At 58.7% G+C, this 22,828-nt stretch carries 21 protein-coding genes and 1 pseudogene; 15 read left to right on the forward strand and 7 right to left on the reverse strand.

What is annotated here, in order from left to right; all coding sequences use genetic code 11:
- The first annotated feature begins 17 nt into the window (after positions 1 to 17).
- The 5 genes and pseudogenes from ACSJLU_RS11655 to ACSJLU_RS11675 all read left to right on the forward strand — a co-directional run bounded on the left by ACSJLU_RS11655 (position 18) and on the right by ACSJLU_RS11675 (position 6,202).
- Entirely contained in the window at positions 18 to 4,217 is a 4,200-nt protein-coding gene (locus ACSJLU_RS11655; RefSeq protein WP_380826887.1) for an RHS repeat-associated core domain-containing protein, read from the forward strand.
- The gene (locus tag ACSJLU_RS11660; protein ID WP_197819047.1) at positions 4,217 to 4,654 is read left to right on the forward strand and encodes a type IV secretion protein Rhs; all 438 of its coding nucleotides are present in this window, start codon (positions 4,217 to 4,219) and stop codon (positions 4,652 to 4,654) included. The genes ACSJLU_RS11655 and ACSJLU_RS11660 overlap by 1 nt, the downstream gene beginning before the upstream one ends.
- 339 nt (positions 4,655 to 4,993) lie before the next feature.
- Positions 4,994 to 5,482 (forward strand): hypothetical protein, encoded by a 489-nt coding sequence (locus ACSJLU_RS11665; RefSeq protein ID WP_197819048.1) that lies wholly within the window; start codon positions 4,994 to 4,996, stop codon positions 5,480 to 5,482.
- Positions 5,483 to 5,521: 39 nt separating this feature from the next.
- Positions 5,522 to 5,653: pseudogene (locus ACSJLU_RS11670) on the forward strand (RHS repeat-associated core domain-containing protein); the annotation flags it as partial.
- Positions 5,654 to 5,758: 105 nt separating this feature from the next.
- Complete coding sequence (locus tag ACSJLU_RS11675; protein ID WP_197819050.1) at positions 5,759 to 6,202, forward strand: DUF6386 family protein; 444 nt, start codon at positions 5,759 to 5,761, stop codon at positions 6,200 to 6,202.
- 195 nt (positions 6,203 to 6,397) lie between these two features.
- Here the strand turns inward: ACSJLU_RS11675 and ACSJLU_RS11680 are convergent, their stop codons facing one another.
- Together ACSJLU_RS11680 and ACSJLU_RS11685 are read right to left on the reverse strand one after the other, a co-directional pair.
- Complete coding sequence (locus tag ACSJLU_RS11680) at positions 6,398 to 7,294, reverse strand: PhzF family phenazine biosynthesis protein (protein ID WP_380826898.1); 897 nt, start codon at positions 7,292 to 7,294, stop codon at positions 6,398 to 6,400.
- Positions 7,295 to 7,348: 54 nt separating this feature from the next.
- A complete protein-coding gene (locus ACSJLU_RS11685; RefSeq protein WP_380826902.1) occupies positions 7,349 to 8,266 on the reverse strand; it encodes a DMT family transporter in 918 nt (305 codons plus the stop codon).
- Positions 8,267 to 8,447: 181 nt separating this feature from the next.
- On the opposite strand from ACSJLU_RS11685, the gene ACSJLU_RS11690 reads away from it, so the two are divergent.
- The 4 genes from ACSJLU_RS11690 (at position 8,448) to ACSJLU_RS11705 (ending at position 11,033) form a co-directional block, all read left to right on the forward strand.
- Positions 8,448 to 9,317, forward strand: a complete 870-nt coding sequence (locus ACSJLU_RS11690; RefSeq protein WP_342102260.1) for an AraC family transcriptional regulator — start codon at positions 8,448 to 8,450, stop codon at positions 9,315 to 9,317.
- Positions 9,318 to 9,334: 17 nt separating this feature from the next.
- The gene (locus tag ACSJLU_RS11695; protein ID WP_369435743.1) at positions 9,335 to 9,769 is read left to right on the forward strand and encodes a glyoxalase; all 435 of its coding nucleotides are present in this window, start codon (positions 9,335 to 9,337) and stop codon (positions 9,767 to 9,769) included.
- 310 nt (positions 9,770 to 10,079) lie between these two features.
- Positions 10,080 to 10,532, forward strand: coding sequence for a MoaF-related domain-containing protein (locus tag ACSJLU_RS11700; RefSeq protein ID WP_142590397.1), 453 nt, complete (start codon positions 10,080 to 10,082; stop codon positions 10,530 to 10,532).
- Between the two features lie 9 nt (positions 10,533 to 10,541).
- Positions 10,542 to 11,033, forward strand: coding sequence for a nuclear transport factor 2 family protein (locus ACSJLU_RS11705; RefSeq protein WP_025302780.1), 492 nt, complete (start codon positions 10,542 to 10,544; stop codon positions 11,031 to 11,033).
- Between the two features lie 171 nt (positions 11,034 to 11,204).
- Here ACSJLU_RS11705 and ACSJLU_RS11710 read toward each other — a convergent pair whose 3' ends face one another.
- Positions 11,205 to 12,404 carry a multidrug efflux MFS transporter gene (locus ACSJLU_RS11710; protein WP_004940721.1) on the reverse strand — a complete coding sequence of 400 codons (1,200 nt, stop codon included), beginning with the start codon at positions 12,402 to 12,404 and terminating at the stop codon, positions 11,205 to 11,207.
- Positions 12,405 to 12,655: 251 nt separating this feature from the next.
- Between ACSJLU_RS11710 and ACSJLU_RS11715 the strand changes: the two genes are divergently transcribed.
- A complete protein-coding gene (locus ACSJLU_RS11715; RefSeq protein ID WP_038629307.1) occupies positions 12,656 to 13,102 on the forward strand; it encodes a MarR family winged helix-turn-helix transcriptional regulator in 447 nt (148 codons plus the stop codon).
- A gap of 36 nt (positions 13,103 to 13,138) precedes the next feature.
- On the opposite strand, the gene ACSJLU_RS11720 is transcribed toward ACSJLU_RS11715, so the two are convergent.
- Entirely contained in the window at positions 13,139 to 13,420 is a 282-nt protein-coding gene (locus ACSJLU_RS11720) for a YjcB family protein (RefSeq protein WP_033634498.1), read from the reverse strand.
- A 294-nt stretch (positions 13,421 to 13,714) separates the two neighbouring features.
- On the opposite strand from ACSJLU_RS11720, the gene mrdA reads away from it, so the two are divergent.
- Together mrdA and ACSJLU_RS11730 are read left to right on the forward strand one after the other, a co-directional pair.
- On the forward strand, positions 13,715 to 15,640 hold the full coding sequence (gene mrdA / locus ACSJLU_RS11725; protein ID WP_380826908.1) for a penicillin-binding protein 2: 1,926 nt from the start codon (positions 13,715 to 13,717) through the stop codon (positions 15,638 to 15,640).
- Between the two features lie 107 nt (positions 15,641 to 15,747).
- The gene (locus tag ACSJLU_RS11730; RefSeq protein ID WP_380826910.1) at positions 15,748 to 17,466 is read left to right on the forward strand and encodes a penicillin-binding transpeptidase domain-containing protein; all 1,719 of its coding nucleotides are present in this window, start codon (positions 15,748 to 15,750) and stop codon (positions 17,464 to 17,466) included.
- Positions 17,467 to 17,472: 6 nt separating this feature from the next.
- Here the strand turns inward: ACSJLU_RS11730 and ACSJLU_RS11735 are convergent, their stop codons facing one another.
- The gene (locus tag ACSJLU_RS11735) at positions 17,473 to 17,868 is read right to left on the reverse strand and encodes a polyketide cyclase (protein WP_060447193.1); all 396 of its coding nucleotides are present in this window, start codon (positions 17,866 to 17,868) and stop codon (positions 17,473 to 17,475) included.
- Positions 17,869 to 17,917: 49 nt separating this feature from the next.
- A complete protein-coding gene (locus tag ACSJLU_RS11740; RefSeq protein ID WP_043142747.1) occupies positions 17,918 to 19,156 on the reverse strand; it encodes a hypothetical protein in 1,239 nt (412 codons plus the stop codon).
- Between the two features lie 336 nt (positions 19,157 to 19,492).
- On the opposite strand from ACSJLU_RS11740, the gene ACSJLU_RS11745 reads away from it, so the two are divergent.
- Positions 19,493 to 21,118 carry a methyl-accepting chemotaxis protein gene (locus ACSJLU_RS11745; RefSeq protein ID WP_380826914.1) on the forward strand — a complete coding sequence of 542 codons (1,626 nt, stop codon included), beginning with the start codon at positions 19,493 to 19,495 and terminating at the stop codon, positions 21,116 to 21,118.
- A 154-nt stretch (positions 21,119 to 21,272) separates the two neighbouring features.
- Here the strand turns inward: ACSJLU_RS11745 and osmB are convergent, their stop codons facing one another.
- Positions 21,273 to 21,485, reverse strand: a complete 213-nt coding sequence (gene osmB / locus ACSJLU_RS11750; protein WP_004940700.1) for an osmotically-inducible lipoprotein OsmB — start codon at positions 21,483 to 21,485, stop codon at positions 21,273 to 21,275.
- Between the two features lie 231 nt (positions 21,486 to 21,716).
- Here osmB and ACSJLU_RS11755 point away from each other — a divergent pair, with 231 nt between their 5' ends.
- Both ACSJLU_RS11755 and ACSJLU_RS11760 read left to right on the forward strand, forming a co-directional pair.
- Entirely contained in the window at positions 21,717 to 22,112 is a 396-nt protein-coding gene (locus ACSJLU_RS11755) for a DUF427 domain-containing protein (RefSeq protein ID WP_049209196.1), read from the forward strand.
- 130 nt (positions 22,113 to 22,242) lie between these two features.
- Entirely contained in the window at positions 22,243 to 22,713 is a 471-nt protein-coding gene (locus ACSJLU_RS11760) for an Rrf2 family transcriptional regulator (protein ID WP_025302788.1), read from the forward strand.
- The last annotated feature ends 115 nt before the right edge of the window (positions 22,714 to 22,828 follow it).

Consider the following 22,828-nt stretch of genomic DNA (forward strand, 5'->3'; position numbering starts at 1 on the left):
CGTAAAAGGACCTTACGATGACCGAAGCGGCTCGCGTCGGCGATATTATCGGGCATTCCCATGCCCTGGCCGGCATGATTGCCGGCACCCTTGTCGGCGGCCTGATCGCCGCCGCAGGCGCGGTGGCGGCGGGGGCGCTGTTCGTCGCCGGCCTGGCGGCCTCCTGTATCGGCGTCGGCGTGCTGCTTATCGGCGCCAGCCTGGCGGTGGGGTATCTCACCGGGGAGGCGGCCACCGCGGCGCGCGACGGCATTGCCGACGCCGGTGCCGGTAGCCTGACCCCCAAAGGCAATATCGTCACCGGTTCCCCCAACGTTTTCATCAACGGCAAACCCGCCGCGCTCGCCACCAATAGCCAGGTGGCCTGCAGCGACGACGGCCCGAGCATGCAGATGGCGCAGGGCTCCGACAAGGTCAGCATCAACGGCCAGCCCGCCTCGCGCGTGGGGGACAAAACCAACTGCGACGCGCAGGTGATGGAAGGTTCGCCCAACGTGTTTATCGGCGGCGGCACCGTCACCACCTTGCCGATCAAGCCCGAAGTGCCGGATTGGCTGTACAAGGTCTCTGACCTGACGCTGCTGTTCGCCGGCCTGGTGGGCGGCGTGGGCGGCGCCGCCGGCAAGTTGGGGGCGCTCGGCAAACTGCTGGGCAAGCTGCCCGGCATCAACAAACTGGCGCGCATCGCCTGCCGTGCCGGCACCCTGATGACCGCGACCGCCGCGGTTGGCATTATCGCCCGGCCGGTGGATATCGTCAGCGGCCAGAAATTCCTCGACGGCGAAGACGATCTCGATTTCGTGCTGCCATCGCGCCTGCCGGTCGCCTGGCAGCGCTATTGGCGCAGCGGCAACCCCGGCGACAGCGTACTGGGCCGCGGCTGGAATCTGTTCTGGGAGAGCAGCCTGCAGCCGTATCAGGACGGCCTGGTGTGGCGCGCGCCTTCCGGCGACTTCGTCGCTTTCCCTATGGTGCCGCGCGGCCACAAAACTTACTGCGAAGCCGAAAAATGCTGGCTGATGCACAACGATGACGGCAGCTGGCAGCTGTTTGACGTCGGCGAACAGATTTTCCACTACCCGCCGCTGGCGGGCGAGCAGCCGAGCCGGCTCAGCATGATCACCGACGCCATCGGCAACGCCACCTCGCTGTTTTACGACGACGAGGGGCTGCTGAGCGAACTGGTGGACAGCGCCGGGCAGCGCCTGATGTGCCGCTATGCGCAGGGCCGCCTGCGCGAAGTGGCGCTGCAAACCGCCGAAGGCGAACGGACGCTGGCGCGCTACGGTTACGATGAGCAGGGCCAACTGACGACGGTGAGCAACCGCGCCGGTGAGGTGACGCGCCGCTTTGGCTGGCGCGACGGCCTGATGATCAGCCACCAGGACGCCGCCGGGCTGCTGAACGAATACCAATGGCAAGAGATCGACGGCGTGCCGCGCGTGACGGCCTACCGCAACAGCGCCGGAGAATCCCTTGAGTTCGGTTACGACTTCGCCGGCGGGCGCCGCAGCGCGGTGCGCGGCGACGGCAAGCGCGCGGAGTGGCGGCTGGATGACGACGACAACGTGGCGCAGTACACCGATTTCGACCAGCGCCGCTACGGTTTTATCTACCAACGCGGCGAGCTGTGCAGCGTGCTGCTGCCCGGCGGCGCGCAGCGCCAGAGCGAATGGGATCCTTATGGCCGCCTGCTGTCGGAGACCGATCCGCTCGGCCGCGTGACGCGCTATCAATATTCGCGCAACAGCGGCCGGCTGTTCGCCGTCGCGTACCCGGATGGCAGCAGCGAGGCGCAGCACTGGGACACGCTGGGGCGCCCGACGCGTTATGTCGATGCCCTGGGCAATGCCACGCTGTACCGCTATCCGGATGACGAAGAGAGCCTGCCGGCCAGTGTGATCGACGCGCTGGGCGGGGAAGTGAAGCTGGAGTGGGACGCCCGCGGCCAGCTGACGCGCTACACCGACTGTTCCGGCAGCGTCACGGCTTATACCTACGATGCGCTGGGGCAACTGACGGCGCAGACCGATGCCGAAGGCCACCAGACGCGCTACCTATGGGATAACGGCGGGCGCCTGCACACCCTGATCCACCCGGACGGCGGCGAAGAGCGCTTTAACTGGAATGCGCACGGCCAGCTGGCCGAACATCAGGACGCGCTGGGCAGCCTGACCCGCTGGCAGTACAACGCCCTGGGGTTGCCGGTCAGCATCACCGACCGCATCAACCGCACCCGGCGCTATCACTACAGCCCGCAGGGCTGGCTGACGCGGCTGGAGAACGGCAACGGCGGCGACTACCGCTTCAGCTACGATGCGGTGGGCCGTGTGGTGGCCGAAGAGCGCCCGGACGACACCCGCCACTATTATCGTTACGGCGCGGCCGGGCTGCTGGAAGAGCACCGTGAGGTCGGCCTGCCGGGCGGCGCGGGCGAGCTGACTCAGCGCGAACAGCGCTTCCGCTTCGACGAGGCCGGGCAGCTGGTCTGGCGCAGTAACGCCAGTGCGGAATGGCATTACCGTTTCGACGCCATGGGGCGGCTGCGCGAGCTGAACCGCCTGCCGACGGCGAGCGGCGCGGCGCTGGGCATCGAGCCGGACAGCGTGCAGATGCGCTATGACGCCGCCGGGCGGCTGCTCGGCGAGCAAGGCGTCAACGGCGAGCTGCAATACCAGTGGGATGCGTTGGCCAACCTGCAGACGCTGACGCTGCCGCAGGGCGATCGCCTGCAGTGGCTGTATTACGGCTCCGGCCACGCCAGCGCCATTAAATTCAACCAGCAGGTGGTGAGCGAATTCACCCGCGATCGCCTGCACCGGGAAACCGGCCGCAGCCAGGGCGCGCTGCAGCAGCAGCGGCGTTACGACGCCATGGGCCGCCGCAGCTGGCAGAGCAGCGCCTTCGGCCACGACAAACTGACCCGGCCGGAAGACGGCGTGCTGTGGCGCGCTTATCGCTACACCGGCCGCGGCGAGCTGGCCGGGGTGAGCGACGCGCTGCGCGGCGAAGTGCACTACGGTTACGACGCCGAAGGCCGCCTGCTGCAACACCGCGAACCCAATCAGGGCAAACCGGGCGCGCGGCTGGTGTACGATCTGGCGGATAACCTGCTGGGCGAGCGCAGCCCGCAGAACGACATCGACGCGCACCTGCCGCTGGCGCCGATCGCCGACAACCGCCTGACGCACTGGCAAAAACTGTTTTACCGTTACGACGCCTGGGGCAACCTGATCAGCCGGCGCAACGGTCTGTACGAACAGCACTACCGCTACGACGCCGACAACCGGCTGGTGCAGGCGCACGGCCGGGGCCCGCAGGGCGAGTTCGAGGCGCAGTACCATTACGACGCGCTGGGCCGCCGCAGCCGCAAGGCGGTGCGCTACAAGGGCAAAACCGCACAGACGACCCGTTTCCTGTGGCAGGGCTACCGGTTGCTGCAGGAGCAGCGCGACGACGGCAGCCGTCGCAGCTGGAGCTACGATCCGGCCAGCCCGTGGAGCCCACTGGCGGCGCTGGAGCAGGCGGGCGACAGCCGCTCGGCGGATATCTACTGGTATCACACCGATCTGAACAGCGCGCCGCTGGAAGTGACCGACGCGGCGGGCAACCTGTGCTGGTCCGGGCAGTACGACACCTTCGGCAAGCTGCAGGGCCAGACGGTGGCCGGCGCGGCGAAGCGGCAGGGCGCGCAGTATCAGCAGCCGCTGCGCTACGCCGGGCAATACCAGGACGACGAAAGCGGCCTGCACTACAACCTGTTCCGCTACTACGAACCCGAGGTGGGGCGTTTCACCACGCAGGATCCGATAGGGTTGCGGGGCGGGTTGAACCTGTATCAGTATGCGCCGAACCCGCTGATGTGGGTGGATCCGCTGGGGTTGAGTAGTAAGCCTTGTAAAACAGAAAAAGAGCCGAAAGATTCTTATGAACAAGCTAGGAATAAAGCACTCAAATGGCTTGAGGAACGTGGTTTCAAAGCGGAAAAAGTCAATACAGGGAAATTTGGCGCAACCAGAGGACAACCTGTCGGAATGACCACCCTTGATGGTAAAACAGGGTTTAGGATTGAATATGATGAGAGAAGTGGTGCTCATATCAATGTCTTTAGTGGGAAGGATAAGGGAGAGCACTTCTTATTTGATGCAAAAGAATCTACAGTAACTAAGCTTCAGGAACTATTTGATTTCCCGTCGAAACCGTGGAGAGGAATGTAATGACACTTGATGAAGAAATTAGAAATAAAATAGGTGAAAAATCTATTTTCTTTAATATCGTAGATGATTGGGAAGCGATTGCCGATGAGTTGTCAGATTCTTTTGAATGGACTGGCTCTAAGATAAGTTGGTCTAAAACAAAAGAACATAAGTTTATTAAGTTACATGGAGACTATCAGTCATGGTTATCTCAGGTGTCTTCTTTTTTAGAGGATAATGCAGTAAATAGAGAAATTGCCATGAGCGATGAGATTTACTACATCAATGATTCTTCTCTGGATTTTTCAGTTAAGATGAACTCTGATAAACTTAATGAATTTCTTAATTTTGCCTTAAAAAATATACCTCAGCATCATTATTTCTTTGAAAGAAATAAAAAGTGGTGCCTTGTAATTAGTTCTGAAGGTTATGCCGATTTTGGTATTTCTGGTAGGTGAAGTGTTGTTGGGATAGACGTCGAAAAACCTTATAAAACAGTTTAAATAAACATCGTTCCTTGAGAGTTAATTAAAAGATCGATGTTTATTTCACTGAAAACCGCCTATGAGCTAGACAGGTAGAGCCAGGCCGACAGGCGCTACCCCGAACCAGATAATTCCACTAGAAAGTAGGGGCGAATAAATGGTGTAATTTGATGCCTACTCATGGCACTTTACCTAATCATTATTTACCTGGTGTACCAGACCCACATACCGCCGGTGGAGTGCTTCGAACAACTGTTCAACAAAGCAGAAAAGCACTGCCTCCTGGAACTATAACTGATTTGAGATTGTGACATGAATGATTTTGACTTTGATAGTTTACTACAGCGCATCGATAACTCATGCTTTTTCTCAAGAATGGGACTCCCAGATGTTCTGGATAGTCGCGTGATTTTAATTGAAAATGTTGAGAAGGTGTTTGTTAATCCCACTGATGCAGAGTTTAAGGGATACTATGATAGTGTGGAATGGTTGCCAACATCAATGACTCAGGAGGCTCCTTTCTACAAAGTAAAGGAGGTATTACCTAAGGAACTTACTGGTTTACGTATTCGAGTAAACAAGGCTGTCATGAATGCAACAAAGGGATTGTCTAAGGATAAATTCAATTACGGGCCTCATGACTTCAGCTTAGCAGCCAGAAATGGAATTTGTTTTGCTTTCAGAGAGTATGTTTCTGAACAGTATCTACATTTAGGGAATAAGTGGGAAGAAGTTGTGGGTATATACTTTTCTGGTCACTGGCCTGTGGGTATAGCAAAAGATAAGATAGTTACCATTTAATATTTGTTGACTGCAAAGATAAATATCTTTGCAGAACCATACGACCTAGCCAGTCCGTGGAGCCCGCTGGCGGCGCTGGAGCAGGCGGGCGACAGGCGCCCGGCGAATATATGCGGGTATCACACTTATCTGAACAGCTCGCCGCTGGAAGTGACCGACGCGGCGGGCAACAAAGATTACAAACACTCCATTGGTAGCTCTTTAAAAATGCGGGTAGAAAAGCAGGTCTCCAACCGGGCGACCGAATTAGTGAAATAATATTTCAGTAGGGGGGATATGAATAAGACTTTCTCTTTCACAACAGATACTGCGACCTTGTTAATTTTTGATTTGGTGTCTTTAAAACATAGAGTTAGCGACGATGCTGATTGGTGGAGCATTCCAGAGGATGAACTGGAAGAAGTAAATAAAGGTAACGTGTTGTTTTTGAATCTTGGTGAGGACGGTCAGTATACGGTTCGAGTTGTTGATAACATAAGTGAGAACTATAAATCGTTATTTTTGAATGTGCCTTCAGGAAAGGTTTTGGTTGGTGCAGGGGAAGATACTAGCGGTGGTGACCTTGAACCTGACGGTTCTGACTATATGTCAGGTGTGTTTTTGATTATGGATATAGGCAATTACGAAGTAAGATTTAGAAGAGACTCTCTCGATATAGTTATTTCATTTATTAAAAGTAGTGAAAATAAAAATGAAGAGAGTGCATTAATTAGGATCTGATTTTTAATTTTTTACAACATGTCAACAATGACCCTCTTTTATTTTAGGGGAATTCGTTGAAAGGAACACCGCCGACCCAATCAGGGCAAACCGGGCGCGCGGCTGGTGTACGATCTGGCGGATAACCTGCTGGGCGAGCGCAGCCTGCAGAATTACATCGACGCGCACCTGCCGCTGGCGCCGATCGCCCCCAAACTAAATACCCAAAGTGCCATCAATCAGGGTGCAGCACTGCCCGCCGATCCAGGGTTCGCCGTCAATAAAGCGCACGCTCACGCGGCCATCTCGATTCAGTTGGGTGCCCTGGCGCACCAGGTAGCCCTGTGCGGTCTGGCCGCCGTCGGGGAAGCGGCTGGCCTTCAGCAAGCGCGCCAGGCAGGCGTTGGCGCTGCCGGTCACCGGATCTTCAATCAAAACACCGCATTCCACCATAAACGCGCGCATTTCGTAATCGGCCGGTTCGGTTGCGGGGCAGGCGCCATAAATCACCACGCCATCCACATCGCAAGCCGTTTGCAGCTGTTTAATCGTGTCCTGATCCGGCGTCACCGCCAGGCAGGACTGCGCGTCCGGCAGGCGCACCATCAGCCAGCGAATACCCATCTCGGCAATCACCGGCAGGGGGCTTGCTGCAATCATCGCGGGCCGTAAAGCGGCCATCAGCCGTTCTGTTTCCTCAGCCGCCATTGGGCGGAGCTCAACTTCGGGCGCGGCGAACGCCAAGGTGCCTTCCGGCTGGATATTGACCGCCACCAGACCGACGCCGCATTCCTGCATCACCGTCCCAGGCCGTTTAGGTGCCAATCCGGCTTCCAGCAGGGCGTGGGCGGTGCCCAGCGTCGGGTGGCCGGCGAAGGGCAGCTCCTTTTCGGTAGTGAAGATGCGCACCTTATAATCCGCCGCCGGGTGCGTCGGTTTAAGCACAAAGGTGGTTTCCGAAAGGTTGGTCCAACGGGCCAATGCCAGCATCTGCGCGTCGTTCAGCCCTTCGGCCTCCAGCACCACCGCCACGGGATTGCCGAGCAGCGGCGTTGCGGTGAAAACGTCCACCTGTTTGTAGGCGCGGGGTGTCACATCATCACTTCTGAGCATTGGCCATCATCCGTTATCAACAAAACCTGATGATAACGATATTCGCCAATGGCTTCAAAGGGTTGAGTTTTGTTTTGGCATACCTGCCCGTCGCCATTTCAGCCCCGGCTTGGCGAACATCACCAGGTTGCCCAGCAGGATCAGGCACAGGCCCAGCACGGCGTTGAAGTGCCACTGGTAGCCTTCGTAGATCGTCGAGATGGTCAGCGCCACCAGCGGGAACAGCAGGGTGCTGTAGGCCGCCGCGCCAGCGCCGATGCGGCCGAGCAGGCTGAAGTAGGCGGCGAAGGCGATCACCGATCCGAAGATCGCCAGATACAACAGGGAGCCGATATAGCGGCTGCTGTATTCCATCTGGAACGACGCGCCCTGTGCCAGGGCGATCAGCGCCATCAACAGCGCGCCGTAGGTCATGGCGTAGGTGTTGGTGGAAAAGATATCCAGCCCGCGGCGCTGATGGCGCGTGCTGATCATGTTGCCCAGCGAGAAGCCGTAGGTGCCGAGCGCGCTCAGGCCGATGCCTTTAAGCAGCTCCGGCGCCATGCGGGTGGCGGCCAGATCTTGCCAGAACAGCGCCACGATGCCGGTCAACCCCAGCAGCGCCGCCGGCAGCAGGTTGGGGCTGGGGCGCTGGCGGAAAAACAGCAGGCTGTTGAGGGCGTTGAACAGCACCGCCATCGAGAAGATCACCGATTCCAGCCCGCTGCTGATGTAGGCGGCCGCGTGGTAGAAGCAGAAGAAGTTGAAGCCGAATACGCAGCAGCCCTGCAGCACGCAGAACAGATGATCGCGCGGGGCGAGGCGGCGCAGGCGGCGCGTTAGCAACAGCACGACGAACATCACCGCGGCGGAAATGGCGAAGCGGTAAGCGATTGAGACGGGAATGGCCACCGGGCCTTCCTGTTGCAGGGTGATCGCAATCCAGGTGGTGCCCCAAATCAGCACCACGGCGAGGTACAACAGCGCATTCATTCTATTTGTTACTCCGAAAAAACCGATGGCGCAGTATCCGCTTTGGCGCGCGGCGGCGCTTGCAGCGCTTTGCGCCCAGTTGCATATTCTTGCGCTTTTTTTGCCAAAAGCGCGGGGCGGCGGCTGGTATGCGGCGGTGCCACTCTTTACACTGTCGGCATGTCGAACAACGGGGCCGGCGATGTCCAACTATCAGGCGTTTGAAACACTGCGTGAGCATAAAGCGCGGCTGCACGGCAGCGTGCTGCTGGGCACCGGCGTGGAGCTGGCCGCCTGGTCCAACTGCAACGATCGCGTCACGCAGGAGAGCGCCGACCACCATACCCTGAGCCTGTACGTCGCCGACGGCTATGAGTGTTACCAGCAGGTGCCGGGCGGCTGGCGCAACGGCGGCGGGCCGGATCGGTTCTGCATCATGCCGCGCCAATACGCCTCCACCTGGGATGTGCGCAGCGATCTGTCGTTCGTGCACCTGTATTGCACCGATGGGCATCTGCGGCAGCTGGCGGAGCACACCTGGGATCGCAGCCCGGCGGCGATCAACGTGGAGCCGCGCAGCTTCGGCGAAGATCCGCAGATCACGCTGCTGTATCGCCAGTTTTTGCTTAACTGCGACTGGCAAGACAGTGCCAATCTGCTGGCGCTCAGCAGCGCGTCGAACCTGCTGATGTCACACCTGATCCAGCGTTACAGCCAGCTGCAGTGGAAGCTGCCGCCGGTGCGCGGCGGCTTGGCCCCTGCGGTAGCCAGGCGGGTGCGGGAATATATCGCAAGCCACCTCGATCGGCCTTTGCTGTTGGCGGATCTGGCGGCGCAGGCCGGGTTGAGCGAATACCATTTCGCCCGCATGTTCAAGCACGCCACCGGCCTGGCGCCGCACCAGTTTGTGATGCGCGCCCGGCTGCAGCGGGCGGAACAGCTGTTGCGGCATAGCCAACAGCCGATCACCGAGATCGCGCTGGCGTGCGGCTTCAGTTCCGCCAGCCATTTCAGCAACCGCTTCAAGGCGGCCTATGGATTTGCTCCGCTGCAGGTGCGGCAGGGGCGCTAACCGAAAGGGAGTGCAGCATGGATCAACAATTTGCCGGGCTGGGCGTGTTGTTTGTCGCCGGATTCGGGCCCATCACGCGTGAGAGCGACGAGAGCAAGGCGTTTTATGTCGAGGCGCTGGGGCTGCCGCTCAAGCCGATGCCGGGCAACGAGAGCTATCTGCTGGCCGAGCAGGGCGCGCTGGACGGCGTGAAGCATTTTGCCCTGTGGCCGCTGGCGCAGGCGGCGCAGTCCTGCTTTGGCGACGATCGCTGGCCGGCGGATCTCGCGGTGCCGCAGGCGTGGATCGAGTTTGACGTAGCCGACATGGCGGTAGCCACCCAGGGGCTGGTCGATCGCGGTTATCGGCTGCTGGTCGCCAATCGCGAAGAGCCGTGGGGGCAAAGCGTTACCCGGTTGCTCAGCCCGGAAGGACTGCTGGTTGGCGTCACCTATACGCCCTGGCTGCGTTAAACGCCGTGCCGTTCGTCGCCGTTTTGCAGCGGCGGGCGGCCTAAGAACAAATACGCATTAGCTTAAAGCGATCTGCGCTATAGACCTATCGAATCCCCGAGTTGTTTCCTTCCTTGAAAGCAGTAATCCCGTTCATTGCGTAAAAACCAAGGGCCAGAGCGCACTATTGCCATGCCATTTTACGGCGATTTTCCCTCGTCTTTTTTTGCCGCCAGGTGCCTGATGCGAATAGAGATTATTCTTATATTTCCATCAATGCTTAAGAAATAATAATGATTCTCGTTTTCAACCACGGAAAGGAGAAGGAACGATGAAAACAGTGAAGCGAACGGGCATCGCGCTGGCGATAGCCCTGACTTTCCCCCTGGCATTGCCTGCCGCTACGGCGGCGCAACCCTCCCTGACAAACAGTAAGGCGGCGACGATGACGGAAAAACACGGGCAGTTTATTGCGGTCGGTAAAGTGGTGCAGGTGACCTTCGGCGATTTCGCCTTCAAGCTGGATTTTACCGATGACAAGACCATGACCTTCACCGGTATCGGCGAGGCGTCGCAGGGCATTACCGACACGGTACAGTACACCGCAGTGGAGATTCGGCCGAAGGTCTACATGGTTTATTGGCACGAACCGCAGTCCGGCGACAACGTGACGCATATCGAGGACTTTGAGCGCGGCGAGGTGTACACCAACATCGCCGCCAAGGACGGCAGCTTCACCCATCTGAAAGGGCAGCTGAAAATCGTAGGTCACTCAGGAAACTAAGGAGCAGTTATGAAAAAGGCATTGATCGCCTGTGCGATCGTCGGCGGCTTGCTGGCGAGTTACCCGGCGTTGTCAACGGATCAGGCGGCGTCGCAAAAGTCGGCCGGCAAGGGCGGCTATCATCATGCCCAGCAAAAGCTGAAGGTGGTGGAAGATCTGTACGCGGGCTTCTTCAACCGCCACGACATCGGCGTGGCGCAGAGGCTGATTGTGGAAAACTACAAGCAGCATAACCCGTTCGTCGGCGACGGCATCAAGCCGTTCCTCGATTTCTTCAGCCAGACCTTTAAAGACAATCCGCAATACAGCGCCAAAATATACCGCAGCGCGGTCAACGGCGATCTGGTCTACGTTCACGTCAAATACCAAAATAACCCGCAGGATCGCGGCACCGCCAGCGTGGATATTTATCGGGTGAACGATCAGGGGAAAATCACCGAGCATTGGGACGTCAATCAGGATGTGCCGGAAAAATCGGCTAACGACAATACCATGTTCTGAGCCACAAGGGCCGCTGCGGCGGCCCTCTACGCGCCTGCAACACTTTATTTACTTACATAAATATTAAATGACCGCCGCGTCGAGTAGGCTACGGCCGCCTTTGGCAGTGGTGGTACGGTTGATGGGCGTCATTGTCCCGCCACTGCTTGAGGCGTTTCCCCACATTCCCCGTTATCCCGCACGTTGATTTTCCACTTTTTTGAACTGATGGCGCAGCTGCAGCGCATTGCAAAGCACCAAGACTGCCGTGACGGCGAACACCCAACGGAACCCCATCATCGCCGAAATGCCCGATCCCAGCAGCGGGCCAACCACGTTCCCCAGGTACATGAAGGATTGGTTATAGCCGAAGATGCGCCCGGTCACCTGATCGGAGGAATACTTCAGCAGCAGCGCCTGCACCGCCGGCATCAGCGCGCCGTCGGCAAAACCCAGAAGGAAGCGCAGAATGCCCAGCTGCAGCGGCGTATTGACCCAGGCCATCACGGCGAACAGGCCGGTGGTGAACAGCAGCGCGGCGATCAGGATGCGCGCGGTGCCGATGCGATCGCCGAGCCGCCCGAGGCGTGGCGCCGAGATCAGCGCCGCAATGCCGGGCACGGCGGCGATCATGCCGCTGACAAAGGCGATATTGCTGACGTCGCCCGATAGCTCGCGAATGAACAGCGTCAGGATCGGGCTGATGGACGAGTTAGCCAGCTGGATCATCAGGGTACAAACGAACAGGGTGACGATCAGCGTCGGATAGGGCAGCGAACGGAATACCGCCTTGCCGCTCAGCTGATCCGCTTTTTTCACCGTGATGCGCCGCTCTTTAATCAGGAACAGCGTCACCAGGAAGCTGACGAACATCAGCCCGGCGGTGACGAAAAATACCACCCGCAGCCCCAGATGGTCGGCCATCAGCCCGCCCAACAGCGGCCCGGCGATCACGCCGGAGATCTGCCCGGTAGAGAGCGTGCCCAGCGCCCAGCCGCTTTTATCGCGCGGCGCCTGCGAGGCGACCAGCGCCATGGCGTTGGGAATATAGCCGGACGTCAGCCCCATCAGGGCGCGCAGCGCGAACAGCTGCCACACGTTAGTGGCCAGCCCCTGCAGCGCGATGACGATCGCCATGCCCAGCGAGGCGCGCAGCAGCATCAGCTTGCGGCCTTTGCGGTCGGCCAGGCTGCCCCACAGCGGCGAGACCACCGCCGAGACCAAAAAGGTGCCGCTGAACACCAGCCCGGACCACAGGCTGAGGGATTGGTGATCGCTGACGCCGAGCTGTTCGACGTACAGCGGCAGAAAAGGGAGGATTTGGCTCATCGCCAGCCCGGTGAAGAAACACCCGAGCCAGACCGAGATCAGATTGACTTTCCACGCTTCCATCGGCTTACCGTACCACGTTGAATAAGGAGGGATTTATTAATCAAAATAATAATAACACTGCAAATTAATCGGCGAGGGGCAAATGCGTGAGCAAACGTAACCCTGCCGATGCAGTGTCTTTTTTGCTATATATTAATAGCTATATTATCATAGGTAACTAGGTTAAGCCAGAGCGGCGCGGTAGCCAGGCAGGGCACTGCGCGATCCGGCGGTGTGAAAGCAGGGATAAACTGAACGCTAGATTGATGCCAATGAAAAAAGATCACCCTGAAGACGTGACGCTGCTGCGCACGCAGTTAATGTCGCTGGTGCGCCGTTTACGGCGCGAGTCGCGTAGCGACGAAAAATCCTGGGCCCAGCTGATGCTGTTGGGGGCTATCGATCGCCACGGCGGCGAGGCGACGCCGTCGCTGCTGGCGGAATCGGAGCGCATGCGTTCCTCTAACCTGGCGGCCGCGTTGCGTGAGCTGGAGGCCGACGGGCTGCTGGTGCGCACGCCGGATGCCGAAGATAAACGCCGGGTGCGGGTACGTCTGACGCCCGCCGGGCTGGGCCTGCTGCAGCAAAGCCGCAGCCGGCGCGAGGCGTGGCTGCTGGCGGCGATGGAAAGTTGTTTAACGGAGCAAGAACAGGCGCTGTTGGTTGAGGCGGGGGCGTTGATGGCGCGGCTGGCGGCGGCGCCAACGGACGAGGAATAATCGCTGGGCGGCCGGTGCGCCGCCCGTGCAGCGAGGTTACGGCATCGGCCAATCGACCGGCATGGTGCTGACCACGTCCACGTAGCGATCCCAGGCCGATGACCAGAACTGGGTGAAGGCTTCCAGGGTAAGGTGGATGCCCATCAGGCCCATCACGAACCAGCAGGCGGTAAACAGGCCCAGGCTGCTGAACATGAACGCCATGCCGTTGCGGCTGGTTTTACGGCAAACGACGTTTAACTGGCTGGCGAAGAACATCATCACGGCGCTCAGCAACTCCCAGCGCATCATGACTAAACCGGTGGCAATGGTACTCATCGAACTCGATCCTATGTAACAAAAAGCCGCATCCGGCAGGGCGCCGACAGGGAAATGCGGGGGAATATCGGTAATAGTGTGATTAAGATCACATTGTAGCATTGGGGCGAACGGGGGCTCAATGGGGATCGCGGTGAAAAAATCGCCGCCGGTAACATTCCAATATGCTGAAACAGTTATGCCATTTCATTAGCAACCTTTTCATGGGGCGTCGCGCCCGATAACGCTATGCTTGCCGGCTTTTCAGCTCCCTGATTTTGCGGGGAAATGTGACGCAAAAGGTACCGGCACTGCATGGCCCTGTTAAAAGAAACAATTCGCGACCACTCTGCGGAAGAAAGGCTGTTTATCGGCCGGGCAGGCGTGGCGCTGGCGCTGGTGGTGGTCTGCTTCGGCGTATTGATCGTCAACCTCTACCGGCTGCAAATCCGCCAGCACGGCTTTTACCAGACGCGCTCCAACCAGAATGACATCAAGATGCTGCCGATCGCCCCCAGCCGCGGGCTGATCTTCGATCGTAACGGCACTCCGCTGGTGCGAAACGTGACACTGTATCGTATCGAGATCACGCCCAGCAAAATCACCGACATGGCGGCGTTGCTGCAGGCGCTGACGCCGATCGTCGACCTGACGCCGGAAGACATCAGCGCGTTTCGCGACGACATGCACCACAACAGCCGTTACAAGCCGGTGACGCTCAAAGCCGGGCTGAACGACACCGAGGTGGCGCGCTTTGCCGTCAATCAATACCGTTTCGACGGGGTGACGATCGATACCTATCAACAGCGTGAATATCCTTACGGCGCCCAGCTGGCGCACGTGCTGGGCTATGTGTCGAAGATCAACGACAGCGATCTCAAACGCCTGGACAAGGCCGGGCTGAGCGAGAACTATGCCGCCGACCGCAACATCGGCAAACAGGGCATCGAGGCCTATTACGAGTCCGAACTGCACGGCACCACCGGCTATCAGGAGGTGGAGGTGGATAACCACGGGCGGGTGATCCGCCTGCTGAAGGAGCAGCCGCCGAAGGCCGGCAAGAACATCTACCTGACGCTGGATTTGCCGCTGCAGCAGTACATCGAATCGGTGCTGAAGGGGCAGCGCGCCGCGGTGGTGGTGGAAGATCCGCGCGACGGCGGCATCCTGGCGATGGTCTCCAGCCCCAGCTACGATCCCAATCCTTTCGTCAAAGGCATCGGCTATCAGGCTTATAAGACGCTGCTGACCAACCCGGATCTGCCGCTGATCAACCGCGTCACTCAGGGCTTGTACCCGCCGGCGTCGACGGTGAAGCCCTACATGGCCGTTTCTGCGCTGTTCGCCGGGGTGATCACACCCACCACTACCTTTTTCGGCGCGCCGACCTGGACGCTGCCCGGCACCGAACGCCGCTACCGCGACTGGCTGAAAACCGGCCACGGCATACTCAACGTCACCAAAGCGATCGAGGAATCCGCCGACACCTTCTTTTATCAGGTGGCGTATGAGATGGGCATCGACCGTATCCACCACTGGCTGAGCCAGTTCGGCTACGGCCAGTCCACCGGCATCGATCTGAACGAAGAGTACCGCGGCGTGCTGCCGAGCCGCGACTGGAAGCTGAAGGTGCACAAAAAGGGCTGGTATCAGGGGGATACGGTTTCGGTGGGCATCGGCCAGGGGTATTGGGTGGCGACGCCGATCCAGATGGTAAAAGCGCTGACCACGCTGATCAACAACGGCCAGGTGAAAACGCCGCACCTGCTGTATTCGCTGCAGCAGGGCAACCGGGTGACGCGCTACCAGCCGCCGGCGCAAGCGGCGCAGATCGGCGATCCCCACTCGCCTTACTGGGGCATCGTGCGCAACGGCATGTACGGCATGGCCAACCTGCCGAACGGCACCGGTTACAAACTGTTCCACACCGCGCCGTATCAGATCGCCGCCAAATCCGGCACCTCGCAGGTGTTCAGCCTGAAGCAAAACCAGACTTACAACGCCAAAATGATCCCGGTGCGGCTGCGCGATCACATCTTCTATACGCTGTTCGCGCCTTACAAAACCCCCCGGGTGGCGATGGCGCTGATCCTGGAAAACGGCGGTGGCGACGGCGTGGTGGCGGGGCCGACCGCCCGCGCGATCCTTGACCATATTTTCGACCCGGCCAACGCGCCGCAGCCCGGCGATCCGGCGCAAAGTAAACCGCAGTTAAACGACAGTGCGGATGTGCAACGGTGATGCGGTTTGTTTTTACTTTCTTACAAACTGCAATCTCCTGACCATTTCCGGCAAGGTAGACTGAAATAACACCATAAACCGAATAAAAACGCAGGGTTAACACAACAGTGGCGCCATCGACCAAAAAGAGCGGTAAAACCTATTCCACAGTTCGTTTCGGCTGGATTTGCGCCGGCATACTGGTCTGTTTTTTTCTGTTGGCGTTCAGGGTCGGCTACCTGCAGCTGCTGGAGCACCAGCAGCTGGCGGATCAGGCGGACCAGCGCTCGATCCGCACCCAGGTGGTGCCGACCAACCGCGCCATGATCACCGATCGCAACGATGAGGCGCTGGCGGTCAGCGTGTCCTCCAAAGACATCGTGCTGGACCCGAAGCATATTCTCGATACCCAGACCGATACCGGTAACGAACGCTGGCAGAGTATGGCCAACGTGCTGAAGATCCCGCTGGCGGACGTACAGCATCTGATCCAGAGCAACGCGCACAAACGTTTTGTCTACCTGGCGCGCAAGGTGGAGGACGACAACGCCGCCTACATCAGCAAACTGCACCTGACCGGCGTCAGCGCCGAGCAGGATTTCAGCCGCTTTTATCCGATGGGCCAGGATGCCGCCGGGCTGATCGGTATCGTCGGCCAGGACAATCAGGGGCTGGAGGGCATCGAGCTGGGCTTCAATCCGCTGTTGCAGGGCAAAAACGGCCTGCGGGTCTATCAGAAGGATGGCAGCGGCGCGGTGATCGGCGTGCTCAAAAGCGTGGATCCGGTGCCACCGCCGAACGTGACGCTCAGCATCGACAAATTTATCCAGTACGTGCTCTATGCGCAGATCCGCGACGGCGTGGTGGCTAACCAGGCCGACTCCGGCTGTGCGGTACTGGTCAAGATCGACACCGGCGAAATCCTCGGTATGGCCAGCTATCCGTCGTTCAACCCGAACAACTATGGCAGCACGCCGGCGAAAGATATCCGCAACGTGTGCAGCAGCGACAGCTTCGAACCGGGTTCGACGGTGAAACCGGTGGTGGTGATGGTGGGGTTGGAACATAAGCTGATCCGGCCGGATACCGTGTTGGACACCACGCCGTATCGGGTGAACGGTCACCTGATCAAAGACGTCGGCCACTGGTCGAAACTGACCATCACCGGCGTGCTGCAAAAATCGAGCGACATCGCGGTATCGCACATTGCGCTGGCGCTGCCGGCCACCGTGCTGCCGGCGGTCTACCGTAGCTTTGGCCTGGGGCGGCCGACCGAGCTTGGCATCGGCAACGAGAGCAGCGGCTATCTGCCGCAGCACCGTGAACGCTGGGCCGATATCGAACGCGCTACCTTCTCCTTCGGCTATGGGCTGCGCGTGACGCCGCTGCAGATGGCACGCGAATATGCTGCTATCGGTTCCTTCGGCATTTATCGGCCGCTGTCGATCACCAAGGTGACGCCGCCGGTGATGGGGCAACGTATTCTGCCGGCGGATACGGTACGGTCCGTGGTGCATATGATGGAGAGCGACGCCTTGCCTGGCGGCAGCGGGGTGAGCGCCGCGGTGCCGGGCTATCGGCTGGCGATCAAAACCGGTACCGCCGAGAAAATGGGCCCCAGCGGCAAATACGACGGCGGCTACATCAACTACACCGCCGGTGTGGCGCCGGCCAGCGATCCGCAGGTGGCGCTGGTGGTGATGGTCAACAACCCGAAAGCCGGCAAGCACTTCGGCGGTTCGGTGGCGGGGCCGGTGTTCGGCAAGATCATGGCCCAGGTGCTGGAGCACATGAATATCCTGCCGGATGCCCAACCGCTTAACGTGGTGTCGTCGGTCAAGAGCTGATGGGGATTAGCGCGATTCCAGCAGGCGCTTTAGCGCCTGCAGATCGGCGTTCACCAGCCCGGCGTCGCGGGCGAACAGCGCGTCGTCCATGTCCGGCTGGCGGAACAGGGTGAAGATCACCTCGGTGCCGTGCCGGTTGGCGAGCGCGCGCAGCGGCACGTAGACCACGCCGCCGTTCGGCAGCGTCACCCAATGATCCAGCACGCCGAAGGCATTCGGCGCGCTGAAGCGAATACGAAGTTTTCCCTGTGGGGTGTCTGCCACCCATTCTTCATCTTCCTGCCGTAAACTGTTGGCCAACCCTTTGGCCCACAAGGGGAAATTTTCCGGCTGGCTGAGAAAGGCGTACACCTCGTCACAGGGGCGGTTGATGGCAATATGCAGCGTTTGCGTGCTCAGCATCGTGGCTTCTCCGGTTGGCGGTGATACTTCAGTGTAGATCTCGCCGTGCTCAGAAGTAGTAACCGATGTTCACGTTAGTGCGAAAATACCATTTATTGCTGCCGGAGGATTGCGTGCCGGTCCAACCGGTGGCGTTTTCCACGCCGCCCCACGGGTTGGCGTTCTGCGCCCAGGTCAGATCCACCCACAGCATCACCGGCATGGCGAACACCTGCACCCCGAGCGTATTCATTTTGGAGTCGGAACCGCCGTGCTTATCCTTCCAGAGCACGCTGTAGTCGTTGTAGAAGCGCAGCTTTTTCACCGGCCCCCAGGGTACGTCGACGTCGCGCGCCAGGTTGATGGCGGCGGTGGTGGCCTGCGACGGGATCAGATAGGCCGGCGTCAGGCCGTTGCCGCCCATCAGGATCACCGAATTGTTGGCCCCGGCCGGGCCTTTGGCGTCGTAACCGTAGCGGATCACCTGGCCGGACAGATGCCAGGGATCGTTATTCACCAGCGTATGCAGGCCTGCCGCCCAGAAGCTGCCGTTATCGCCGGTAGCCTGGTTGTAGAGCCGTGAGGCCGCCAGCGAACCGCCGAGCTCATTGTCCCAGCCGCCCTGGTGGAAAGCGCGCGTCAGCCGCAGGTTTATCTGATCGCGTTTTTCGTTGCGCTGCAGGTGCTGTGACGCATAGTTGGTGTTTTTCAAATCGTCGTAGCTGGCGACGTCGGGGGCGTAACGCACGCCGGTCGGCATCATGCGCGGGTAATAGGCGGCGTCGAAGGCCCAATCGTCATGCTGATATTGGTATTTGGCGCCCAGCCCGGTGTTGACGCCAAAGCCGAGGTAAAACGGAATGCCGTACGACCAGCCGAACTGCGGGTAGGGCATCAGGCCGAACGGTTTGAACGGCGCGCCCAGTTGCACGGCGGAACGTTCAGACAGGTGATAGCCGACATAGGCGCGGTCGATGGCGTATTTGCGCCGATCCTGAAACCAGAATCCGCCATCGAAAAATGCATCGTTTACCTGGCCGGCGGCATCGATGCGAAAGGCGTCAAAGCGTAAATGCGGAGGATTACGATAATTGCTGCTGTGCCAGTCTTCATAGCGATAATTGGCGCGCAGTGCGCCGCCGATATCAATATTCTTTTTATTATCCTCGCTTTGCCAATGAATATGCGGAAATGCCGGGCGGCTTTTTTTTACCGGCGCTGCGGTGGTGGCAGCATCGTTGGGCAATGCGGCGACGGTTGCATAACTCACTGGTGAAACAAGGAAAAAACAAAGCGTGATCTTGCGCATAGCAGGCCCCTGAAGAAAATAGACTGTTTATTAAGGCGAGCGAGTTTCACCTGTGAACAGGGCATTTACGCTCATCGGTTTTATATTTGAGACGATTTTATTGAGCGTTTCATATATTAAATTCCGCGCCGGTTAATATATGAAACTTTGTTTCTTTTTTAATGGAAAAACTATAAATCCGGTATTAAACAAGTCAAGAAATAAAAATGAGAGTTGACGGGCAATACCGATTATTGGGGGATCTTGGCCGGCGGGGGCGACGCAGAGCAGGCTGAAATAGTCGTGTCATCAATGCCCGTTAGACTCGCGGCATCCTGGTATGACTGACTAAAAATCATGAACATAAAACTGACACTGGGCCGCAGGGTAAAACCTGCGGCAGCGCTACCGCGTGCGTTTGGCTTCGGCAAGAGCATGGGCTTATTAAGCGGGGTAATTTGCGTTATCGCGCTATTTTCTCTGCTGCAATTGTTTTCCACCCTATTTATTTCCAATATTTTGCGCGACGCCAAGGTTAATCTGGTGACGGGCGATGCGTTGCATCGCCAGCAGGCGACAATGGATCGCGCCAGACTGTCGCTGCTGACGGCCAGCGATACCCTGAACCGTGCGGGCATCTATTATCTGCAGGATAAAGCCACCGGCTCCGAGGGCAGTTGGCATAGCCTGCTGGATGAATCGTTGGCGGCGTTGGCGGCTTCAAAGCAGGCCTTTGCCCGGTTCGAGCGCTTGAGCACGGCTGCGCCCGAAGCGACGGGCGCCCTGAAAGACAGCTATCGTCTGTTCTATGACGGCCTGAAGGAACAGGCGCAAGGGTTGCAAAGCAGCGCCAGCGTCGATGCGTTTTTCGCCGTGCCGATCCAGGCGTTTCAGGCGGATTTCAACGAGAAGTATCTTGCCTACCAGACGCTGAACGAGCGGCGTGGCGATGACGTCAACGTGCGGCAATTGGCGGCGCTGGAGCAGGCCAAGATCTTTGCGTTTGGCGCGCTGGCGGCGCTGGTGCTGATTGCCGTGGGGGTCTGGGTCGGCGTCTCTCGCTGGGTTATCGCACCGTTGCAGCGGGCAATCGCGCACCTCAACGTGCTGGCCGCCGGCGATCTTTCGCGGCCGCTGCCGCCTGAGCGGGTGTTGAACCGCGAGATGCGTCAGCTGCAGACCAGCATTGGCCATATGCAAAACGGCCTGCAGCGGCTGGTGAGCGAGGTGCGCGATGCGGCGAGCGGGATCCTGAGTGGCGTCGGCCGGCTGGCGGACGGCAATCGCCAGTTGACGGCACAATCGGCGAAGCAGGACGGCGAATTGCAGTTGGCGACCGAGCACGTGCAGCAGCTGGCGGCGCGGGTGGAAGAAAACGGCCAATATGCCCAGCAGGCCAGCCAACGAACCGAACAAGCCCGGCAGTACGCCGGCGCCGGTGAGCAGATGATGGAAACCGTCAATGTTTCAATCCAAGGGATCGTCAACCAATCGGCCGAGATGCGTGGCATCGTCGCGCTGATCGACAGCGTGGCGTTCCAGACCCATATTCTGGCGCTGAATGCGGCGATCGAGGCCGCGCATGCCGGCGTTCACGGCCGCGGCTTTGCCATCGTAGCCAAAGAGGTGGGTCTGTTGGCGCAAAAGAGCAGCCATTCGACGCGCGATATTCAGCAGTTGATCAACCGTTCACTGCAGCAAATCGATCAAGGTTCGCAGGCGGTGGATCTGCTGACCGGCAACCTGCGCCAGATTATCGATCTGGTGAACAAATGCAGTGCCCTGATGGGGGAAATCTCGCAGGCGTCTTTCAATCAGGGGGAGAGCATTCAGGACGTGACGGCGCGCATTGCGGCGCTGAATCAGGTGTCGCAACAAACCGGCGCCGTGGTGAACGCGGTGACTGAAGCTTCTCAGTCGCTGCAGGGCGAATCGGAACGGTTGGAAAAAGCGATGGCGCGTTTCAGGCTGCCTGTGCAATAAATAACCCTGACGCAGGTTAATGAATAATAAAGCTGCGCTAAACGTTATTTATTATTTTCCACCGCTGAGGGACGTTATTTCGATAAATAAAAAACAGACCGGCGCTTATGGATTAAAAAAGTGCCGGCCTGCAGAGATTATTTTAGCGCGATGATTAACGGCTGGTCTGGTGGCCGATAATGCCACCCAGCGCCGCGCCGCCGAGGGTACCCAGCGTGCTGCCGTCGGTCAGCACCGCACCGCCGACTGCGCCGACGCCCGCGCCGATCGCCGTGTTGCGATCGCGATTGGACATATGCCCACATGCGGTAACGGAAAGCGTTGCCATCACCACCACCAACACACCTGCGGCACGTTTAATATTCATAATGAGTTCCTGGTAAATTGACTGATTAATGGATTAAAAATAATCCGATTAACCTGCCGGTAGAAGTTGGGATGAATGTATTCCTCCGTAAGAAAATCGAACAGGTAAAAATTCTTAATTTTGCGGCGGTGAAAAGCGATTGCTCGCCGAATGTGCGGCCGCCGGTAAAATCGTGGGTCTATACTGGAAAGACGCCTCGCGGGGTGCGGGGCGCACACTCTGGAGGCCGCCATGTCCGATCTCGTTTCCGCATCCGGCAAACCGGTGAAAATCCCCGGCCCGGACCACCCAATCACCTTGACCCGCCATCCGGCGCGGGTTGTCGTGCGTGCAGCCGGTCAGACCCTGGCCGATAGCCGCAACGTGCTCATCCTGCAGGAAGCCACCTATCCGCCGGTGTTTTACTTTCCGCGTGAGGATGTGAATCGGGCGCTGTTGCAGAAAAACGAGCACGTCAGCTACTGCCCTTATAAGGGCGACTGCAGTTATTTCTCCCTTGTGCTTAACGGCGAGCAGGAGGCCAATGTGGCCTGGAGTTATGAAATGCCCTACAACGCCGTGGTAGCGATCAAGGATCATCTGGCATTTTATCCCGATAAAGTGACGAAGATCCGCACAGAAGCGTGAGCCGCCGCCGCCATCGGGCGGGGCAGGTTGACATTCTCATTATCCCTACTCATTATGTGTATTACCGTAAATTGATACGCTTTCCTTATGTTTTAATCCGACATAAACGAAACTCTGAGCAGGTGCCAAGGTGTCTACCTCTACGCGATTTGCCGTTGCCATCCATATTCTGACCAATATCACGCTGTGTCGTGGCCAGACGGTGCGTTCCGAAGACATCGCGCGCAGCGTCAACACGAATCCGACGGTAGTACGGCGCATCCTCGGCGCGCTGGCGGAGGCCGGGCTGACCTATTCACAGATGGGACAAGGCGGTGGGGCGCTGCTGGCGCGGCCGGCGGAAACGATCTCGCTGCTGGACGTGTATCGCGCGGTAGAGGATCAACCGTATTTCATGCTGCACCGTACCCGGCCTAACGATGCGTGCTATATCGGCCACGCCATTACCCCGGTGCTGGAGCAAGAATTTGCACGCGTCGGTCACGCGCTGGAAGCCAGCCTGGCGCAAACCAGCATCGCCGAAATGGCCGGGCAGGTCGAACGGTGCGCAGGCTATCCTTTTGTCCCTTGTTCACCGCAATATCAAGCGGATACGCAATAAAAAACCACGCAAATTCCCGCTACGCGCAGAGCATTTTTTGCATTGCGTTAATGTAATTGTGTAAGTTACATTAGCTCGCATCAAGTGTGATGTAGCTCACGTTTTAGACTGCCTC

Source organism: Serratia bockelmannii (assembly GCF_051803255.1).
In the GTDB taxonomy this organism is placed as follows: domain Bacteria; phylum Pseudomonadota; class Gammaproteobacteria; order Enterobacterales; family Enterobacteriaceae; genus Serratia; species Serratia bockelmannii.

What these genes read in the sequence shown, in the direction of transcription:
- ACSJLU_RS11655 (WP_380826887.1), top strand. Translation starts at nt 18, where the DNA reads ATGACCGAAGCGGCTCGCGTCGGCGATATTATCGGGCATTCCCATGCC.
- ACSJLU_RS11660 (WP_197819047.1), top strand. Translation starts at nt 4,217, where the DNA reads ATGACACTTGATGAAGAAATTAGAAATAAAATAGGTGAAAAATCTATT.
- ACSJLU_RS11665 (WP_197819048.1), top strand. Translation starts at nt 4,994, where the DNA reads ATGAATGATTTTGACTTTGATAGTTTACTACAGCGCATCGATAACTCA.
- ACSJLU_RS11675 (WP_197819050.1), top strand. Translation starts at nt 5,759, where the DNA reads ATGAATAAGACTTTCTCTTTCACAACAGATACTGCGACCTTGTTAATT.
- ACSJLU_RS11680 (WP_380826898.1), bottom strand. Translation starts at nt 7,294, where the DNA reads ATGCTCAGAAGTGATGATGTGACACCCCGCGCCTACAAACAGGTGGAC.
- ACSJLU_RS11685 (WP_380826902.1), bottom strand. Translation starts at nt 8,266, where the DNA reads ATGAATGCGCTGTTGTACCTCGCCGTGGTGCTGATTTGGGGCACCACC.
- ACSJLU_RS11690 (WP_342102260.1), top strand. Translation starts at nt 8,448, where the DNA reads ATGTCCAACTATCAGGCGTTTGAAACACTGCGTGAGCATAAAGCGCGG.
- ACSJLU_RS11695 (WP_369435743.1), top strand. Translation starts at nt 9,335, where the DNA reads ATGGATCAACAATTTGCCGGGCTGGGCGTGTTGTTTGTCGCCGGATTC.
- ACSJLU_RS11700 (WP_142590397.1), top strand. Translation starts at nt 10,080, where the DNA reads ATGAAAACAGTGAAGCGAACGGGCATCGCGCTGGCGATAGCCCTGACT.
- ACSJLU_RS11705 (WP_025302780.1), top strand. Translation starts at nt 10,542, where the DNA reads ATGAAAAAGGCATTGATCGCCTGTGCGATCGTCGGCGGCTTGCTGGCG.
- ACSJLU_RS11710 (WP_004940721.1), bottom strand. Translation starts at nt 12,404, where the DNA reads ATGGAAGCGTGGAAAGTCAATCTGATCTCGGTCTGGCTCGGGTGTTTC.
- ACSJLU_RS11715 (WP_038629307.1), top strand. Translation starts at nt 12,656, where the DNA reads ATGAAAAAAGATCACCCTGAAGACGTGACGCTGCTGCGCACGCAGTTA.
- ACSJLU_RS11720 (WP_033634498.1), bottom strand. Translation starts at nt 13,420, where the DNA reads ATGAGTACCATTGCCACCGGTTTAGTCATGATGCGCTGGGAGTTGCTG.
- mrdA (WP_380826908.1), top strand. Translation starts at nt 13,715, where the DNA reads ATGGCCCTGTTAAAAGAAACAATTCGCGACCACTCTGCGGAAGAAAGG.
- ACSJLU_RS11735 (WP_060447193.1), bottom strand. Translation starts at nt 17,868, where the DNA reads ATGCTGAGCACGCAAACGCTGCATATTGCCATCAACCGCCCCTGTGAC.
- ACSJLU_RS11740 (WP_043142747.1), bottom strand. Translation starts at nt 19,156, where the DNA reads ATGCGCAAGATCACGCTTTGTTTTTTCCTTGTTTCACCAGTGAGTTAT.
- ACSJLU_RS11745 (WP_380826914.1), top strand. Translation starts at nt 19,493, where the DNA reads ATGAACATAAAACTGACACTGGGCCGCAGGGTAAAACCTGCGGCAGCG.
- osmB (WP_004940700.1), bottom strand. Translation starts at nt 21,485, where the DNA reads ATGAATATTAAACGTGCCGCAGGTGTGTTGGTGGTGGTGATGGCAACG.
- ACSJLU_RS11755 (WP_049209196.1), top strand. Translation starts at nt 21,717, where the DNA reads ATGTCCGATCTCGTTTCCGCATCCGGCAAACCGGTGAAAATCCCCGGC.